This window comes from Paenibacillus sp. IHBB 3054 (assembly GCF_051594305.1).
GTDB lineage: Bacteria > Bacillota > Bacilli > Paenibacillales > Paenibacillaceae > Paenibacillus_AQ.
This window is the reverse complement of the sequence record NZ_JBOFBG010000001.1, coordinates 605481-623423: the sequence shown is the minus strand read 5'-3', so window position 1 is coordinate 623423 and position 17943 is coordinate 605481. Positions and strand designations below refer to the sequence as shown.

The window sequence follows — 17943 nt, the reverse complement described above, 5'->3', positions numbered from 1 at the left end:
GCCCTATAATCCTTATTAAATACAATCTACAGAACAAGGTGGAACCCTCATGAATGACCTGACACAGCAAGCAAAAGAATGTTTTGCCCGTTATTTGGGCAGCTTTGTGCAGATGCACCGTGAAGGTGTACTGGAGCAGTACAAGCAATATGAAATCCCAAGGGAAATGGAGCTGCAATGGTTTCAGGAGATGGTAACCGGTTATTTGCAGCAATTGTCGATCCGTGATTGGGAGGCGGTGTCCGCACTCGATGCACTTTCCAGACAGTTCCAGGATTCTGTTATCGTAGAAAATACAGCTTCCTTCGCTGCCCGCAACCTGCTCAGCGCCGACAGCATCGTCCGGCTGATGTATGCCGAAAATCTGGTGGGAATCATCCGCTCGAATAAAGGGGTCATTCCCCGCGATCTTTTGTTCAGCGCTTGCCGCACAACGGTTCAATTGCTTGAGTCTGTGATTGCAGAGCCGCTGGTCATAGATCCCGGACATGAACTGCAGTCGCTTGGACTTAAGGATAAGCGTGGGCTGAACAGCAGAGCGAAAAAAAGCATTGAAGAGGTAGAAGTGCTGATCAATTAAAGCAAGCAAAGGTATTTGATTTGAATTACCGGGCTTTTGGAAACCGCGAGGATGAATCGAGGCTGATTGAAAGAATAAGAGAGTCCGCAGACTTCATTCCTGAGCTTTCCATTGTGGCTGTGGAGGATGAGACGGTCATCGGCCATCCCTCCTATTATCCCAAATTCGGCTTTACACCAGCACGTGCATTTGGGCTGGAGCTGAAGCAATTTGAGGTGCCGGACGAGGTATTCCAGGTGTATGAGTTACAGGAAGGCCAGCTGGGGGACATCAAAGGTGAGCTGAGGTATCCCGAGGCGTTCTTTTGACCCTTAAATGAACATGACATAAGGCTGTCTGGTTCGTTATGCTACGCTTTCCTGACAGAGAGTCTGAATGAAACAGCAGGAGGAGACCAACGTATGGCTGAACCATTAAAAGCAATGTACAACGAGGAATTTCTGCGCGGCTTCGGCGGAAAGATTAAAGCCGTATACGGGCTGTTCGATCTGGAAGGCTTCGTCCAGTCGGCGATGAAGGCGCCTTGGGAGGAACTGGAGCTTAAGGGACGGATGCGGCGCATTACAGAGACGCTTGGGTCTTTTTTGCCCCCGGGGTATGAGGACGCCTTGGATATTCTGTATGCAATAGATGCTCAATGTGTAGGGTTTCCGTACCTGATCTTCCCCGACTTTGTCGAGGTGTACGGGCAGGCGGAGGAACACTGGGAACGGTCGATGGCGGCACTGGAGCGATTCACAAGAGGATCGTCGGCGGAATTTGCCGTTCGTCCCTTCCTGCTGCGCGATCCGCAGCGGATGATGGCGCAGATGCTGCGCTGGTCCGGCCATTCCAGTGAGCATGTGCGGCGGCTGGCCAGTGAGGGAAGCCGGCCTCGTCTGCCGTGGGGGCAGGCGCTGCCGATGTTCAAGCGTGATCCGGCTCCGGTGCTGCCGGTGCTGGAACGGCTGAAGGCTGACCCGTCACTGTATGTGCGCAAAAGTGTGGCCAACAATTTGAACGATATCGCGAAGGATCATCCTGATGTTGTCATCGGGATTGCCCAGCGCTGGAAAGGTGAGAATGAGTACACGGACTGGATTGTGCGGCATGCCTGCCGTTCGCTGATCCGCAAGGCGGTCCCGGAAATTATGGCGCTGTTTGGATATGCGGCTGAAGCGGTGGACACACCGCTTGTTGCCGATGCCTCGCTTTCCGTCGATCCGGCTATCGTGCAGATTGGGGGAAGCTGCGAACTGCGATACAGCCTTGATATTGCTCAAGGCGGCCCTGTGCGAATCCGGATTGAATATGGCATTGATTTTGTGAAAGCAGGAGGAAAGACATCACGCAAATTATTTCTCCTGTCCGATAAAACAGTGCCCGGCGGAAGTACATTAAAGGCCACACGGACACACCGCTGGGGTGATTTGACGACCCGCCGCCATTATCCGGGAGAACACCGGATAACGCTGCTGGTGAACGGACGCGAAGCTGCTTCGGCCATGCTGCAACTGGAGAAGCAGGACAAGGGGGATATCGGGCTGTGATTATCAACAATTTATTAATTAAGCTGAAGGACAGCAGTCCGGGCAGCATAGCCAAGACAAGAGAGGTATTGCTTGGCATGCGCGAGAGAATAGAGCATATCCGCGATCTGAAAGTGGAGGTTGATGTCCGAAGCGGCCCGTATGATCTTATGCTAATCGTTCAGTATGCATCAATGGCGGACATGGAGGCTTATCTGGTGCATCCTTATCATCTTGAGGTGTCCGGCTACATTGCGGGCGTGCTGGAATCGTCAGCCTCCCTCTGCTATGAATCGTGAGCTACTGGTAAGAGAGGAGTGCCTACTATATAGATTGAACTTAAGATTACATGTAGGGAAAAGTGGCGGAGGGGAATTTTGGAACTGGAGGAGCGGTAGCGTTCGCCTTTAGGTTTGGATTTCTACCGCGATTCGCGGTTAAAATCAGAAAATCCAAACCTAACAGCGGCCGGAAGTCCAAACATTCTCTGTAGTCACGGCCAGTCCCAAAATAGAAGAATTATAAGTTCAATTTATATTGGGGGGGGGATAAAGTGAATTTTGAATTTCCTGTATTGGAGACGGACAGGCTTAGATTAAGAGAAATTACAGCAGAGGATGCCGAGGGGATCTTCGCCTGCTTTTCCAGCAGCGAGGTCATGCGCTACTATGGGCAGGAGCCGCTTACGACACTTGCACAGGCGGGGGAATATGTTGATTTCTTCGCAGACAGCTTCCGGGACAAACGAGGTATCCGGTGGGGCATTGAGCTTAAGGGCAGCAAAGGGCTTATCGGGACGATCGGGTTTAACGCCTGGTCACCAAAGCACCAACGGGCCGAAATTGGCTATGAGCTCAATCCGGATTTTTGGCGCAAAGGTTATGCCGCGGAAGCGGTGTCCAGGGTTCTAGCTTATGGCTTCGAAAGAATGGAGCTGACCCGGATCGGCGCTGTAGTATTCACTGGAAATGAAGCCTCTAAAGCGCTGCTGGTTAAACTGGGGTTTCAGCAAGAGGGGCTGTTAAGAAACTATATGGTCCAGGACGGCAAGCCGCATGACACAAATGTATATTCCATCGTAAAATGAGCAAGAGTTCTCTAAGTACAGTAATTTCAAAGATACGATCCTACGCGGATGGTATCTTTTTCTAGTTTTCGGCAGCCTATCTGCAACATATTGGAGTGTTATCATCGTTTAGAAAGAAATGGAGCAAGCGCGGGAAACCGCCAAAGGAGGAAATGAAGATGTCTAAGCTGCTGGCCTGTTTGCCGCTGCTGCTGGTTCTGCTGCTTGCAGGGTGTGAAAGGACGGATGGAGGAAACGGAAGCACTACACAGTCTGCAGCTCCACTACAGAGGCCTGACCACCTTATGCCTGAAGTGATGCCGGAGGATTTTGCCTTCTCCGTCCGTTTTGGAATTACCGGGAAGAATGAAATTAATACCTTTGAAGGCACCGTAACCAAGGATTTGGTGACCCAAGGTGAGGCAACTGCGGATCTGACGTTTACTGAGAGCGAAATGGCGGACATCTATACCCGCCTGCGGGATATTGGTGTAATGGGTGAGCTGAAGCTGGAACCGGCGAGGCAAAACTGCAACCAGACACCCTATAATGAAGAGCATTGGCAGATAAGGCTGAATGGAGAAGAGCAAACACTGGAATGGTCTGAGGAAAAATGCGAGGTCACCGAAGATGCCAAAAAGCTGAAGGAAATAAGAAGCTATATCTTTGAACTCGTCAAGACAAAAGCGGGATATCAGGAGCTGCCTGAAGCGGTAGGCGGATATGACTGAGTGAGAGAAGAAGCGTCCACCCAAGTGCTCACGCAGATCCTGCTCAAAAAACGAGGGGTGTCCCAAGCAGCCATTTCATGGCTTTTGGGACACCCCTGCGATCGGACGGAAATTAGTCCGTTATATTGCCGGCCATTTTCAGGCGCTTGGCGATTTCCTTGAAGTCCTCCGCGGAGATGCCCGGTGCGAACTCTTCCTTGGACTCTGGAGCTTCAGGAATGGGAACACCCTTAGGAACGCCTTGAATGACTTCAAGCGGAAGGCCATCCTCCGGATGTGTGCCTTTCCAGATCTGGTCGATGGCACTAAAATCCTGGTCGCTCCATGTATAGAGCTTCGTATGCACACCTTTTTCCTCATACTTCCTGGCTTCGTTAAAAGATTTATTGCTTAAAGATGGTATCGGCACCAGCTTCGTGACATTGACGCCTGTGGCAATTTCCAGTGCCTTGGCATAGGCCACGACGTGCACGCCTCCACGGACAAGCAGGAAGCCGACGACAGCGCGTGCAGCCGGATGATCGGTCATTTCGTAGACTTTCATTTTATGTGTTCTTGCTCCGCATTCGAGGAAGAAGTTGTGGAGCAGATCCTCCACCAGGTTGCCGCTGTTAAACACGTTTGCCCCGGTCCATGGGTTGCCCATGGAGTCGAACGGCATAGCGCCTTGTGCTCCGGCCAGGAAGTGGTAGGAGAGACGCGCGTCTTTGACGGAATCAAGCGGAGTGGAATTCGGTTTTTTGTACTCCGTCGAACCTCTGAGACATTTGTTCACAGCATGGGATACCAGTTCAACGTGGCCCAGTTCCTCTGCGGTGATGCTCATAACCAAATCGTAGAAGGGCTTCAGCTTTTCTTTGGAGCGAAAGTTAAAGGATTGATAGAGATAGTTGTTGAGTGTTGACATCTCTCCAAACTTACCACCTAATAGTTCCTGTACGGCAGCGGCGGCATTGGGATCTGGTTTCTCGACTTCGGGAATCTCGATCATGATTTCATCCATGCGTTTGAACATTGAATTGTCACCCTCCTTAGAACTTCTGCATAAAAATTCCTGCTCTGCCCTAACTTAAACGCAATCCTCTGTCCTTAAACATTAACGCTCCGGTAGTGTCACCTGCAGACGGTGGTTATCCCTCAATTCCCGCCCGGCCATTCCCACGACATAACTCCGCAGTCCGCCGGAGGGAGCATCCTGCCAGAGCCTATAGCCCGCAGAAGCAATGACATCTGCAATGTCTGTATAAGCGGTTCCGGCAAAATAGATCTCATTTAATCGCCCGACAACATGGGCCATGGCCTGCAGCTCGGGTTCCGTGTAGCGGCCATAATCCTTGTTATTCACCAACTCCGCATAGACTCTGTCTGATGACAACCTGTGAAAGGATTCTTCGCTGTACGAATTGAAATGAAGAAGCCTGGAATCGGTTGTCCCGGATGCTGCTGCCCACAGCTCCACATTCAGCTTGGTGGTACTGTAGTCCAACGTCTGAGAGCGGGGAGTATATTTTAAAATGCCATATTGGTGAGGGTATACGGACAATGCGCTGTTTGCGATGTCATAAATATTTTTGCCGTCTTTACGCTGGTAAGTACGGATATCTTGAATATGAATATGTCCGCTGAACGCTGCGGTAATTCCATTTTGGATGAGGGCATGAATGATCTGATCGTTATCATTGACGGTGAAGCCCTCGCGGATGAATTCGCTGTGGTCCAGCAGGCTGTGATGCATCACCGCTACGATTTGTGCTCCGTTGTCAGCCGCAAGTTTCCCGCACTGGTCGATCCATTTCAGCGTGGTGGAGCTCAGTCTCCCATCCAGCTGGGGATGTCCCAGTTCTTTGTTTTTGCTGTATTGACTGGTATCCAGCATCAGCAGCCACAGGTCGTCCGAGGGAGCGGCCAAATAGCTTAGGGAATCCTTATCCTGTAATAAAGCCTCGCCATAGCCAAAGGCGCTGTAAATCTTGCGGAACTTCTCTGCTGTGACAGAGGCTACGGGCTCTTGCCGCTGACCTTTGAACTGCCGGGCCCAGGGATTGCGGATATCGTGATTGCCGGGGATTACATAGATTTGGGTTCCACTGGCCTCCTCGATCGTCTGCAAATGTTTTGCCAAATCCAGATGACTGGCCTGCTCGCCGTTATTGGTTAGGTCACCGCTAATAATCACAGCGCCGGGCCGCTGAGTTTCGATATCGTATCCAAAAGCATCGAGCATTTCCTCGCTGTAGCAGAGCTGTTTCCCGTCTCCGGCGGCGATAAAGCGGTTGAAGGCAGGACCGTTGTCGGTCAGGCTGCCGGACAAATAGTGGGTATCAGTGGTGGTGAAAATACTCAGCTCCTGGCCGGACTGGATCCGGTATTGCGGAGCTTGCAATTTCTCTTCTCCGCTGCAGGAATACAGCAGAAGGAGCAAGGGGAGAACTGCCATTCCGCGAACAGAAATCTGCATGGATACGCCTCATTTCTTTGAACCCAAAAGAGGTGCCTCCCCCTGCATTGCAGTTTGTCGAGGGAAACACCTCTAATTTAAGAGCGGGTTTATTTCTTCACTTCTGTGACGCCGGTTACAATGCCCTGATCTGATGAGTCGAAGGTGGATTGATATTGATCATTCGCGAAATAGACGTTGCCCTTGATGGTGGCATTCACAACGCTAAAGCCGTCCGCCTCCACATAAACGTCCCCGACAAAAGTACCACCCTGAATACGGGCATTTTCACTCTTAATGGTGATTTTGGGAGCAGTCAGTATGAACGAGTTAGTGATGTTGTGCTCCGCATCCTGGGTATAGAGGGCAATTTTGCGCGCAGGTTCTTCCTTGTTGATGAACTGGCCGTCCACAACGAGATCTTCGGTGAACGTAAGGTCATTCAAGGTTGCGGCAATCCAGGTGCCGTCTTTGCTGATTGCTTTTTTGAAATCCTCTCCATTGTTAACTACGGATGCTGAAGTAACAGCGTCAGTGGTTTCCGTAACATTGGTATTGCTGTTTGCGGACGTATTTGTATTTGCCGCATTGTTGTTGTTCGAGTTTCCGCATCCTACGAGTAGGGTCAAAGCGAATACTGCGGCCAGGCCTGCGATCTTTCTCATCTAAAGAACCTCCTTAAGGTGTGTGTGACTTTGGGGTATGTTTCCTTCAAAATTAATATAGAATGATTAGTGCGGAATTAATGTGATGGAAATCACTTTTTCTTCATTATATTTACCGATCGTTCTATAAATGGTAAAATCGACCCAGAGAGGAGCATGATGATGGCAAGAAGCAAAGAGTTCGATATCGACAATGTACTCGGCAAAGCGATGAATGTCTTTTGGCAGCAGGGCTATGAGAAAACCTCCATGCAGGACCTAGTAACCGGAATGGGAATTCATAAGCGCAGCATGTATGATACTTTTGGCGACAAGCATACTTTATATATGAAAGCTATAGACCGGTATGTGCAGAATACCTCAGCTAAGATGGAAGAACAGGTGAAGGAAGCGGCCTCTGCAAAAGGGGCAATTCGTCAACTTTTTGAACTGATTCTTCAGATGGCAGAAATGGACCCGAAGGGCTGCCTGCTTGTGAACACTGCGGTTGAGCTGTCCTATCATGATCCCGAGGCAGCAGCCAGAGTGAATGAAGCGTTCCTGAATACAGAGCAGCTTATTGAGAAATTGCTGCTGGATGGCCAGGCAAGCGGTGAAATCTCCAGCCGCCGTCCGGCGGCGGATCTGGCGGCATATCTGCACAACGCGCTGGTAGGACTGCGGGTAATGGTCAAAACAACCAGGGATGTAGACAAACTACAAGGGATTATAGATACTACGCTTGTGGTGCTCGATTAAACTTCTCGTATAGTATGAGCTTGCGCCGGGTCAAATATCCGCAGATTTTTGAGCGGCAACAGGCTCTGATTATAATTTGACTTCAATATAGCCGCAGTTTGGATTACAATATTCTTCTGATGAATTTTTACGCGAAGGAAGGTCTGTTCCATGGCTAAGCAGAAATTTTATGTAGTATGGGAAGGCAAACAGCCGGGAGTGTACGGTACTTGGGCAGAATGCCAAGCCCAGACGGATCATTACACCGGAGCGAAATACAAGTCCTATGAATCCAGAGCTGCCGCAGACGCAGCGTACAAGGCTGGCTGGAAGGGGAATTGGGGAACGGGGGCATCATCCGCTTCCGGTAGCTCAAAGGGGAAACCGGCTGCCTCACGGGGACGGAGCGCTAGTGTAGAAACCTTGGCAGAGATAGATTATGACAGCATATCCGTTGATGTCGGCACACGGGGCAATCCGGGACCGGTAGAATACAAGGGTGTGGATACTCAGACCGGCGACATTATATTCAGCTGCGGACCCATTAAGAAAGGTACGAATAATCTGGGTGAATTTCTGGCAATTGTTCATGCGCTGGCCTTGCTGAAGAAAGAGGGCAGCAGCAGGACGGTTTACAGTGACTCTATGAACGCGATGAAATGGGTCAAGCAGAAAAAGGTGGCCACGACTCTGCCTAGAGATACCTCTACAGAGGAGATTTGGATACTGATTGACCGCGCCGAGCGGTGGCTGCAGAGCAATACTTATGACAACAAGCTGCTGAAATGGCAGACCAAAGAGTGGGGCGAGATCAAAGCGGATTACGGGCGGAAATAGCCCTGGCAACCCAGCTTTAGATCTGCCCTGCCACTGGAGTGCGCAAGCCGCCTTATATTATGGGTAATAACAGGTAATGAATAATGATTACGTGAAAGATCGGAAGGAGAACGGGGATGTTCGGCAACGATTGGGATGAGGTATTGCAGGAGGAAACAACAAAGTCCTATTTTCAGGAACTGCGCTACACGCTTGCGGGTGAATATAAACAACATACAGTTTATCCGCCTAAAGAGCTGTTGTTCTCGGCGCTCAAGCTGACACCATACAGCAAGACCCGGGTGGTTATTCTGGGACAGGACCCTTATCATGGTGCGGGACAAGCTCACGGGTTAAGCTTCTCAGTGAAGCCCGGGGTGCGTATTCCGCCTTCGCTGCGCAATATTTATGCGGAGCTCCATACGGATACCGGGCTGCCGGTTCCGAACCACGGCTCACTGCTGCACTGGGCCGAGGAGGGTGTCCTCATGCTGAACGCAGTGCTGACTGTGCGCGAAGGCCAGCCCAATTCACATAAGGGACTAGGCTGGGAGACATTTACTGACGCCATCATGGAGAAGCTGAATGAACGGACGGAGCCGATGGTATTTATCCTGTGGGGAAGCCATGCTCAGCAAAAAGGGGCTTATATCGACCGGGACCGGCATATGGTGATTCAGTCACCGCATCCGAGTCCGTTCTCGGCACATCGCGGCTTTCTGGGCAGCCGCCCCTTCTCCAGAGCCAATCAGTATCTGGAGTCACATGGCCTTAAAGGAATAGATTGGTCCATACCGAATGTATAGGTAGCACGGACACAGCGAAGGGGGTGGAGCAATGAAGCATTGGGTTGGCAGACCGGTCATTATGTATTGCGGGGAAGAGCCTTACACCATCATGAAGGGCGTTCTGCGCAAATGGGATCCAGCCGCTTCGGTGGCCGTGATCGGCCATCAGGAAATTGCTGTACCTTTTCGTGACATTGTGTTCATTAAGGCTCTTGCTCCTAAAGAGAGAGCCTTGCCCCCGGTTCTTCACTCCGTTGGATATGTCATGAGAGAGCGCCAGCAGTTCGATAACGCAGTTTATTTCAAATCAGCAGTAACCGTGTGGAAAGGTGATCAGCTGATTGCTTTTAATACAACCATAGCATCGCATACCAAAGGTTCGGTTACCCTGGTGGATGGGCAGAATCTGATGAAAGGCACACACATCTTTGTCGTCCGCTCCCTGCGTGGCTGAGGAAGACAATAAAAAAACGGCTGCACCCTCCCGATTAAGGATGGCGCAGCCGTTTTTCGGTTTTGTTTCAGGGGCCTCTACAAGAAGTTAGCTTCACTAGCAGATGCTATAGCTGTTCTTCCTTAATGACTTCAACTTCTTCAACACGTTCCGCGATAATAATCTCATAGATTCGCAGAAATATGATTTTGATAATCATATACACGGGAAGAGCAATCAGCACACCGATGATACCGAAGAAATCTCCGCCGATCAGCACAAGGAGTACCGTCGTGAGCGGGTGAACATCCAGCGACTTGCCGTAGATAATCGGAGAAAGCACATTATCTTGAATTTGCTGGGCAACCACAATAATGACCAAAGACCAAATCGCCATGGATGGCGAATCAATGAATCCCACAATGACTACCGGGATTGCTGCCAGCAGAGAGCCGACATAAGGAATGAAATTAAGCGGTATGGAAATTACGGCGAGCAGGAGCGAATAGGGCAATCCAATAATCAGAAAGCCGATATAGAGCATAATTCCCAGCACAACATTGAGCAGAACCCGGGTCACGATAAAACCGCTGAGTGCGCTGTCGATATCCTTCAGCATTTCCTGGCCTTCCTTGCGGTACTTTCTCGGAATCAGGCTCTGCAGAATAGGGGACAGCTTGTGTCCGTCCTTCAGCATGTAATAAAGAATAATCGGCAAAGTAGCGATGACCACTACAATGCTTGAAATGACACCGATAAGATTGGTCATCGAGTTGGTGACCCAGGTAATCCCATCGTTCAAATATCCCGAGAGCCGGGCGGCCACGTCGGTATCCCCTTTGAAGAATCTTGACAATGAAGGATCATTCTGCAGCTTGTTGAACTGATCCTGCATTCCCTGAACCAGGTAAGGGGTGTTGTCAATAAAGTTCTGAATCTGTTCACGGAGTGTCGGCCAGACCAGCACCCAGAACAGGATGAATAGTCCCACAGCGACAAGATAGATCAGCAGGATGGATAATCCGCGTCCCAGTTTATGGCGCTCCAGGAACGAGACCAGCGGACGCAGCAGATAATACATAAATCCGGACAGCATCATCGGCACAAGCAGCAGATTCAGGATCGCCACCACAGGACTGAACAGGAAAATAACTTTGGAGCCCAGATACAGAATCGTCAGAAAGGCGATAATGGCTAGGCATGTTCGAAAATACTTGCTTTGTAGCATAGCAGCCTCCCCTTCATTCAAAATAATGCCTGTATGTATCAGCATCAGGATCATTGGTAGATCTACCAATATACTAATAGTACATTAAAATCGCGGTAAATCTAAACCCGATTCTATCTTTATAACCGATATACGAGAGTTTGATTCAAGTTTATCCGGAACCAGGGCAACCGGCCGGCCGGTTCAAGCCGCAAAGGTGGCGGTTAATATCGCTTAAACAGGAGGGATGTCATATGACTATGCTGGTTGTAGGAATATTCGGGCACCGGAGCGATGCAATACTGGCGATAGAGGCGGTGCAGGAGCTCGGAGTCAAAGCGAAGCAGATATCGGTTGTGACGAAGGAGAAAAATACGCTGGCGGTCATCAGCCACGATACAGGGATTGGCAAGCCCGAAGCCGGAGCAGGTAATGAAGGCTTGTTCGGAACAGCGAGAGGCCTGGGGGTAGGGCTGGATATGTTGTCCGATACGGCGGTGGCAGCAGGGCCTGCAGCGAAGAAGCTGGCTGGGGCTGATCTGGATATCGACGGTCTTGCCGTCAGCCTGATTAGCATCGGAATCCCCAAGGAGGATGCGCAAGCCTATGCCAAACATGCTGACCTCGAGCATATTATTGTGATTGTCACACTTAAGGATGAAGAACCTCGCGGGAAGATAAACGCCATATTTGAAAAGCATCAGGCCATACCGTTTGCGTCTGCCTAATGCGAAAGAACTTATTGCCATAGATTAAGCTTTAACGCGGTGGACGGGATTTCCGTCGGGCCGCTTTTTTTTTTCTGGATTGTATGAATAAAAGCGGGTCGATATCTACCTGGCCTCCGGTTTCCTTGGTCACTTGCTTCGCTTTGACGAGGGCCAAAAATGCGAACACTTCTCCCAAAGCGGCTAGACCGGCAGCGATAATTTCATAATCTTCAGCGCTTAACTCCGCGGATTCTACCGGATTGCTGGCGCCGGGATTATTATTCAGATTGCTGACGCCCATGCGGTTGCGATATCCAAAGTTGTTTTTGTTATTGGCCATTTCCTGTTCACCCGCTTTTTCCCATATGTATTATAAAATATGTAACACCCCGGGCAGATGAAATAGGCGTTCGGGAGGATATTTCAGACAGCCGGATCTGAGCAGATCTGCTCAAGAAAAAGGAGCTTTACAGATGATGAAAACGCTGTTATTATCATAAATAAGCAAAAGTAATCACAAACAGTCAATTTCAATCAAAATCGAGCAGTGGAATCTATTCGATCAAAATATGGAGTATAAGGATTATTGTTAATTCAGATCCTAAAGAAGCCGGAAGGTAACGCTGTTCCGTTAAGGAGTGAACCGTCATGCTGTTTGAAGAGGAAAGAAAACGTAGCATCGTGCAGTTTGTCGAGAAGCACACGAGGGGATCGGTGCAGGAGCTTAGCCAGCAGCTTGGCGTATCCGAATCGACGGTCCGCCGTGATCTTAAAGAGCTGGAGGAAGCACGGCTGCTGAAACGGACGCATGGCGGGGCGGTCTCCCTGCAGAGCGTCAACTTTGAAGCGGTATTTCAGGACAAGGAAGACCAGTTCCTGGAAGAGAAGCTGCGGATCGCCCGCAAAGCGGTGGAGATGATTCAGGACGGCGATGCAATCCTGCTTGACGGAGGAACAACAACCCTGCAGATTGCCAGGGAGCTGAAATCCTTCTCCAATCTTAAGGTTATTACTAACTCTATCATGGCGCTAAACGAGCTGAAGGAGTGCCGTAATATCGAAGTATCCATCACTGGCGGTATGCTTCGTCCGGATACACTTGCTTTTGTGGGACCGATGACGGAGCGGTCACTGGAGATGGTGCGGGTGGATAAGGCGTTTCTCGGTACGAACGGGCTGGATGTGCACGAAGGAATTACCACACCGAATATGCTGGAAGCCGCCACCAAACGCAAAATGATCTCCGTTGCCAAGCAGGTCATCCTGCTGGCCGATCATAGCAAGGTCGGGCAGGTATCCTTCTGCAAGGTTGCGGATCTGCAGGAAATTGATCATTGCATTATGGATTCGGAAACGCCGGAGAGCTTTATCCGCGAGCTTGAAATGATGGATATGGACTATACATTAGTTTGAACATTAGAAAACCATAATAATGAGGGATAATCATGATATATACAGTGACACTTAACCCTTCCATTGACTATATCGTGGAAGTTGACCAGGTAAAGCTTGGCAGCCTGAACCGGATGAAACGTGATTTGAAGCTGCCGGGGGGTAAAGGGATCAACGTCTCACGTGTTCTGAACCAGTTGGACGTCCAGAATAAGGCAATTGGTTTTCTTGGGGGCTTTACCGGCCGTTATATTGAAGATTGGCTGCATGAAGAAGGCATTGCCAGTGATTTCGTATCCGTCTCGGATGATACCCGGATTAACATCAAGCTCAAAGCTGGAGAGGAGACGGAGATTAACGGAGTGGGCCCGGTGATCCGGGATAACGAAGCCGAAGCGCTGCTTCAGAAGCTTGCTACTTTGCAGGCCGGTGACATCGTTATTTTGTCCGGAAGCATTCCTCCTTCGCTGGGTGAGGATTTCTATAACAGGCTGATAGGCGTATGCAAGCAGCACGGGGCCGAATTTGTTATTGATACGACCGGACATGCATTGCAACAGGCATTGCCTTTGGGACCTCTGCTTGTTAAGCCGAATCATCATGAGCTGGCTGAGCTGTTCGGGGTTCAAATCAGCAGCAAGGAAGATCTTATCACCTACGGGCGTAAGCTGCTGGAGCTCGGGGCAAAGCATGTGCTGGTCTCCATGGCCGGAGAGGGGGCTCTGTTCATATCAGAGAATAGCCTGTTCCGCGCCAACGCGCCGGCAGGCAAGGTGAAGAATTCGGTAGGTGCGGGGGACTCTATGATTGCTGGTTTTGTTGGCACATTGTCCTTGACAGGAGATGTATTGCAGGCATTCCGTGCAGGAGTAGCTTCCGGCAGCGCAACCGCATTCTCCGATGATCTGGCGGACAGAGAACTTATTGAGCAGCTCAAGCCCTTGATCGAAATTTCACAGTTGTAAACGAGCAGTTCAAGAAAAAAGGGGAGTTGAAATAAATGAAAATTACAGACTTGATGATAAAAGAAACGATGATTATGGACCTCAAGGCCACGACCAAGGAAGCGGCGATCGACGAATTGATCGCCAGTCTTGCGGGCAGCGGGCGCATTAATGATCCCGTGCAGTTCAAGGAAATGATCCTGCTTCGGGAAGCCCAGTCCAGCACTGGCATTGGCGGAGGCATTGCAATGCCACACGCCAAAACCCGGGCCGTCAACGAGGCAACGGTTGTATTTGCCAAAAGCGCAGCAGGCGTTGATTTTGCCTCACTCGATGAGGAACCGGCACAGCTGTTCTTTATGATTGCCGCGCCGGAGGGTGCTGGAAATATGCACCTGCGTACACTGGCTTCATTGTCCAGGTTGCTCATTGAAAGCGAGTTCATCGAGGCGCTGATGAAAGCTTCCACCCCGGAGGAAGTATCCGCTTTGTTCGATGCCAAGCAGGCAGAGCAAGAGGCCAAGGAAAAGGACAATGAATCCGGAAGCAGCACAAAGCAGGCTCCTGAACGCGTAATTACAGGCAACCCCGCTTCTTCAGGCTTCGTCGTTGCGGTCACGGCGTGTCCTACAGGAATCGCCCATACCTTTATGGCTGAGGATGCATTAAAGAAAAAGGCCCTGGAAATGGGCGTCAACATCCGTGTGGAGACAAACGGTTCTGAAGGGGCACAGAATGTGCTGACCGAGGACGAAATCCGCCGGGCCAGCGGTGTTATCATCGCCGCCGACAAAAATGTGGAGATGGCCCGGTTCTCCGGCAAGCCGGTGCTGCAAAGACCGGTAAGCGACGGTATCCGCAAACCCGAAGAGCTGATCACCAAAGCAATGAATGGAGATGCGCCGATATACCGCAGTGAAGGCCGCAGCAGCGGGGATGCCCCGGCAGGGAACTCCTCCAGCATCGGTAGCAAGATCTATAAAGACCTGATGAACGGCATTTCACATATGCTGCCATTCGTAGTCGGCGGGGGGATTCTGCTGGCGATCTCCTTCCTGTTCGAGCAGGTGGCAGGTGTAGATAATCCGCTTGTGAAGCTGCTGCAGACGATCGGCGGGGGAGATGGCGCCTTCCATTTCCTGATTCCGATTCTCGCCGGATTTATCGCGCTCAGCATCGGCGACCGCCCGGCACTCATGCCCGGGATGGTCGGCGGTTATATGGCCTTGAACTCCAATGCCGGATTCCTTGGCGGACTTGCCGCAGGTTTCCTGGCAGGGTATGTGGTCATCCTGCTGCGCAAGGTTTTCGCCGGTCTGCCCAAAACCCTGGACGGCTTGAAGCCGATACTGCTCTATCCGGTATTCAGTCTGCTCATTACCGGCGGCATTATGTTCTACCTGTTTGATCCGGTATTTAGCTGGATCAATGAAGGACTTATCGATGGTCTCAACAGTCTGGGCACCAGCAATATGATCATTTTGGGAATTATTCTCGGTGGAATGATGGCGATTGATATGGGTGGTCCCTTCAATAAAGCAGCTTACACTTTTGCCATTGGAGTATTTACGTCCAGCGGCAACACTAACGGACTAATGATGGCTGCCGTTATGGCGGGAGGGATGGTTCCTCCGCTGGCCATTGCGCTGGCAACCACATTCTTTAAGAACAAGTTCACAGAAACCGAACGCAAGTCAGGTGTAACGAATTATGTGCTTGGTTTGTCATTCATTACCGAAGGAGCTATTCCCTTTGCCGCAGCCGATCCGCTGCGTGTCCTGACCAGCTGTATTATTGGTTCGGCCGTAGCTGGCGGACTTACACAGTTGTGGAACATCAACGTCCCGGCTCCGCACGGCGGAATTTTTGTAGCCGCTCTGTCCAGCAACGCTCTGCTGTTCATTCTGGCTGTTCTTATCGGAGCTGTTATCTCCGGCCTGACGCTGGGACTTTGGAAGAAGCCGATTAAGGCTAATTAAGACAGTACAACATCCGTACTGCGGGATTCAGAATTCAACTCTGAGTCCCGCAGTTTTTTTTTGCCTGAACGAACTGCATTTTGCAGGCGTATTTCTGTATAATTACAAATATACTTAACGAGAAGATAAAGGAGCGAGCGAGATGATTCTGCACAAAGGGGAGGCTTTGTTCCGCCAGGGAGACAGCTGCCAAAATCTGTACAAGGTAAAGAGCGGGCTGTTTAAGGTGACAAGGCTGCATGAGAACGGGAACATGGTGCTGTTCAACCTGTTGTATCCCGGTGAGACGGTTCCCCATCATTCCCTCATTTCGCCAAAGGAGGCGCATGGAACGGCGGTGGCGATGATGAGGAGCGAGGTGGAGGTCATTCCGGCTGCGGAATGGTACCGCGAGCTGCGTGAGGAGCCGGATAAAGTGATGGAAATCGCTCTGCTGCTCCAGGAGAAGGTTCGTTTTATGCAGACACGCATTGACCACCTTACTGTCGGATCGCCGGGGGAGCGGATGGAGCTGCTGACCCGCTGGCTGAATGAGTACTCATATGGAGCACAGCTGACAGACCTGCTGACACAGGAAGAAATTGGTCAATTGATCGGCGTCCGGCGGGAGACGGTGAACCGTCTGCTGCGAAATCCGGGCTAATTCATGCTTTTTATTGGAAAACTGTTTAGAGTGACTCCTTTGCGTGGTATAATCTAAACAGAACATATCAAACTAAAGAAAGGATCAGGATACCATGTGTCCCCGAAGGACGATTCCCCAAAGGACGATTTGGAAACGTTATGATCTGTCTTATACTTAGCTTCCCTGTAGAATGTGCGCGAACCGTTGTTAATTGACGAAGCCGCCTCTGCGTGGGAAGGGAGTATTGTATGCGAAGGAAGAACTCTTCTGGTTTTACCCCTCGTAGAGGCTGGCGGGACGTCTAAGCCGCCATTTACGATAAGGGGAGACCTGTATGAAGAAACAAGACAGTGGCATGAGGTTGCCGCTACGACTCATTATTATTTTATCCGGAACATTGTTACTTGCATTTACTTATTATCACATCAATTATCAGAATCATTTGACCGAGGGCGGATTTGTAGGCCTGGCACTGCTCGGCAAATACGTATTAGGAATTTCACCTTCACTATCTACGCTAATCTTAGACATTCCAGTACTCATAATCGCAATGATATTCAAAGGAAAATCGTTCGTGGTGAACACCTTCATCTCCGTAGGAGCCTTCACGGTATTCTATGGATTGATGGAACGCTATTCCGGATGGGTCATCGACTTGCAGGATAACTTGCCGCTTGCGGCGTTGTTGTCCGGTGTACTGACAGGTCTAGGAGCGGGAATGGTCCTGCGCGGCGGCGGGGCGAGCGGTGGAGACGATATTTTGTCCCTGCTGATCAGTGAATGGAAAGGAATTAAAGTGGGTACGGTATTCATCCTGATGGATGTAATTGTTTTGGCGTTGTCACTCTTCTATATGCCTCTCAAGGAAACCTTGTATACGGTGATGGCCGTGGTTGTAGCCGGCTATGTGATCACCTTTACCACGTCCTTGGGCAGACCGAAGCTGAGCAAGGCGCCGAAGATCCAGCCTGCACGCGTGAAGCCGCAGGATGGTACGGTAATGTGATTAGGGCAAAGTTAGCCCCATGTCATGGGGATCATTATGAGAGGCCAGCGGGAACTTACCCGGCTGGCCTCTTGTTTGTGTGGCAAAGTTAATCACCTTCCGGTAAAAAACAATTAAAAAAGTTGATGTCGAGGAATTGTGTTATATAATGGAAACAAAATAAAAGAATGGTGGGATCGGCGCTTTGATGATGACTATATTCCTGACAAAAGAAATCGGTTAATCCATTAACTGAATAACGCATGAACTGACCAGGCACAGGTATTCCCGGAGTACTGAGGGATTATTCCGCATGGCCGCAGCTCATTTTTCTTTTGTTATGAACTATAGTCTAGTCTC

General features: G+C 50.3%; 21 protein-coding genes. 16 read left to right on the top strand and 5 right to left on the bottom strand.

From position 1 onward, the window contains the following. Window positions 1-49: 49 nt before the first annotated feature. The 6 genes from ACQ76X_RS03110 (at window position 50) to ACQ76X_RS03085 (ending at window position 3885) form a co-directional block, all read left to right on the top strand. Window positions 50-580, top strand: coding sequence for a hypothetical protein (locus ACQ76X_RS03110; RefSeq protein WP_438491426.1), 531 nt, complete (start codon window positions 50-52; stop codon window positions 578-580). Between the two features lie 20 nt (window positions 581-600). Then, complete coding sequence (locus ACQ76X_RS03105) at window positions 601-888, top strand: hypothetical protein (RefSeq protein WP_438491424.1); 288 nt, start codon at window positions 601-603, stop codon at window positions 886-888. 93 nt (window positions 889-981) lie between these two features. After that, entirely contained in the window at window positions 982-2109 is a 1128-nt protein-coding gene (locus ACQ76X_RS03100; protein WP_438491422.1) for a hypothetical protein, read from the top strand. Further along, window positions 2106-2387, top strand: a complete 282-nt coding sequence (locus tag ACQ76X_RS03095; protein WP_438491420.1) for a Dabb family protein — start codon at window positions 2106-2108, stop codon at window positions 2385-2387. The genes ACQ76X_RS03100 and ACQ76X_RS03095 overlap by 4 nt, the downstream gene beginning before the upstream one ends. A 254-nt stretch (window positions 2388-2641) precedes the next feature. After that, the gene (locus ACQ76X_RS03090) at window positions 2642-3175 is read left to right on the top strand and encodes a GNAT family N-acetyltransferase (protein WP_438491419.1); all 534 of its coding nucleotides are present in this window, start codon (window positions 2642-2644) and stop codon (window positions 3173-3175) included. A 158-nt stretch (window positions 3176-3333) separates the two neighbouring features. Next, window positions 3334-3885 carry a hypothetical protein gene (locus ACQ76X_RS03085; protein ID WP_438491417.1) on the top strand — a complete coding sequence of 184 codons (552 nt, stop codon included), beginning with the start codon at window positions 3334-3336 and terminating at the stop codon, window positions 3883-3885. Window positions 3886-3997: 112 nt separating this feature from the next. On the opposite strand, the gene ACQ76X_RS03080 is transcribed toward ACQ76X_RS03085, so the two are convergent. From ACQ76X_RS03080 to ACQ76X_RS03070, 3 genes are all read right to left on the bottom strand, one after another. Beyond that, the gene (locus ACQ76X_RS03080; RefSeq protein WP_438491415.1) at window positions 3998-4900 is read right to left on the bottom strand and encodes a manganese catalase family protein; all 903 of its coding nucleotides are present in this window, start codon (window positions 4898-4900) and stop codon (window positions 3998-4000) included. An 81-nt stretch (window positions 4901-4981) separates the two neighbouring features. Further along, complete coding sequence (locus tag ACQ76X_RS03075; protein ID WP_438491413.1) at window positions 4982-6343, bottom strand: metallophosphoesterase; 1362 nt, start codon at window positions 6341-6343, stop codon at window positions 4982-4984. Between the two features lie 89 nt (window positions 6344-6432). Then, window positions 6433-6987, bottom strand: a complete 555-nt coding sequence (locus ACQ76X_RS03070) for a hypothetical protein (protein ID WP_438491411.1) — start codon at window positions 6985-6987, stop codon at window positions 6433-6435. A gap of 162 nt (window positions 6988-7149) precedes the next feature. On the opposite strand from ACQ76X_RS03070, the gene ACQ76X_RS03065 reads away from it, so the two are divergent. From ACQ76X_RS03065 to ACQ76X_RS03050, 4 genes are all read left to right on the top strand, one after another. Then, complete coding sequence (locus tag ACQ76X_RS03065) at window positions 7150-7725, top strand: TetR/AcrR family transcriptional regulator (RefSeq protein WP_438491409.1); 576 nt, start codon at window positions 7150-7152, stop codon at window positions 7723-7725. 150 nt (window positions 7726-7875) lie between these two features. Beyond that, entirely contained in the window at window positions 7876-8541 is a 666-nt protein-coding gene (rnhA, locus tag ACQ76X_RS03060) for a ribonuclease H (protein ID WP_438491407.1), read from the top strand. Between the two features lie 116 nt (window positions 8542-8657). Then, on the top strand, window positions 8658-9326 hold the full coding sequence (locus tag ACQ76X_RS03055) for a uracil-DNA glycosylase (RefSeq protein ID WP_340897235.1): 669 nt from the start codon (window positions 8658-8660) through the stop codon (window positions 9324-9326). 31 nt (window positions 9327-9357) lie between these two features. Then, a complete protein-coding gene (locus ACQ76X_RS03050; RefSeq protein WP_038595039.1) occupies window positions 9358-9762 on the top strand; it encodes a hypothetical protein in 405 nt (134 codons plus the stop codon). Between the two features lie 106 nt (window positions 9763-9868). Here ACQ76X_RS03050 and ACQ76X_RS03045 read toward each other — a convergent pair whose 3' ends face one another. Next, window positions 9869-10969 carry an AI-2E family transporter gene (locus ACQ76X_RS03045; protein ID WP_438491404.1) on the bottom strand — a complete coding sequence of 367 codons (1101 nt, stop codon included), beginning with the start codon at window positions 10967-10969 and terminating at the stop codon, window positions 9869-9871. A gap of 233 nt (window positions 10970-11202) precedes the next feature. Between ACQ76X_RS03045 and ACQ76X_RS03040 the strand changes: the two genes are divergently transcribed. Further along, on the top strand, window positions 11203-11676 hold the full coding sequence (locus tag ACQ76X_RS03040; protein WP_438491403.1) for a hypothetical protein: 474 nt from the start codon (window positions 11203-11205) through the stop codon (window positions 11674-11676). Between the two features lie 31 nt (window positions 11677-11707). Here the strand turns inward: ACQ76X_RS03040 and ACQ76X_RS03035 are convergent, their stop codons facing one another. Then, window positions 11708-11998 (bottom strand): hypothetical protein, encoded by a 291-nt coding sequence (locus tag ACQ76X_RS03035; protein ID WP_438491401.1) that lies wholly within the window; start codon window positions 11996-11998, stop codon window positions 11708-11710. Window positions 11999-12306: 308 nt separating this feature from the next. On the opposite strand from ACQ76X_RS03035, the gene ACQ76X_RS03030 reads away from it, so the two are divergent. The 5 genes from ACQ76X_RS03030 (at window position 12307) to ACQ76X_RS03010 (ending at window position 17604) form a co-directional block, all read left to right on the top strand. After that, window positions 12307-13071 carry a DeoR/GlpR family DNA-binding transcription regulator gene (locus tag ACQ76X_RS03030; protein WP_438491399.1) on the top strand — a complete coding sequence of 255 codons (765 nt, stop codon included), beginning with the start codon at window positions 12307-12309 and terminating at the stop codon, window positions 13069-13071. Between the two features lie 32 nt (window positions 13072-13103). Beyond that, window positions 13104-14015 (top strand): 1-phosphofructokinase, encoded by a 912-nt coding sequence (gene pfkB / locus ACQ76X_RS03025; RefSeq protein WP_438491397.1) that lies wholly within the window; start codon window positions 13104-13106, stop codon window positions 14013-14015. Window positions 14016-14050: 35 nt separating this feature from the next. Beyond that, the gene (locus tag ACQ76X_RS03020) at window positions 14051-15973 is read left to right on the top strand and encodes a PTS fructose transporter subunit IIABC (RefSeq protein WP_438491396.1); all 1923 of its coding nucleotides are present in this window, start codon (window positions 14051-14053) and stop codon (window positions 15971-15973) included. A gap of 142 nt (window positions 15974-16115) precedes the next feature. Further along, entirely contained in the window at window positions 16116-16616 is a 501-nt protein-coding gene (locus ACQ76X_RS03015; protein WP_038595026.1) for a Crp/Fnr family transcriptional regulator, read from the top strand. Window positions 16617-16932: 316 nt separating this feature from the next. Further along, window positions 16933-17604, top strand: coding sequence for a YitT family protein (locus tag ACQ76X_RS03010; RefSeq protein ID WP_038595024.1), 672 nt, complete (start codon window positions 16933-16935; stop codon window positions 17602-17604). Window positions 17605-17943 lie beyond the last annotated feature (339 nt).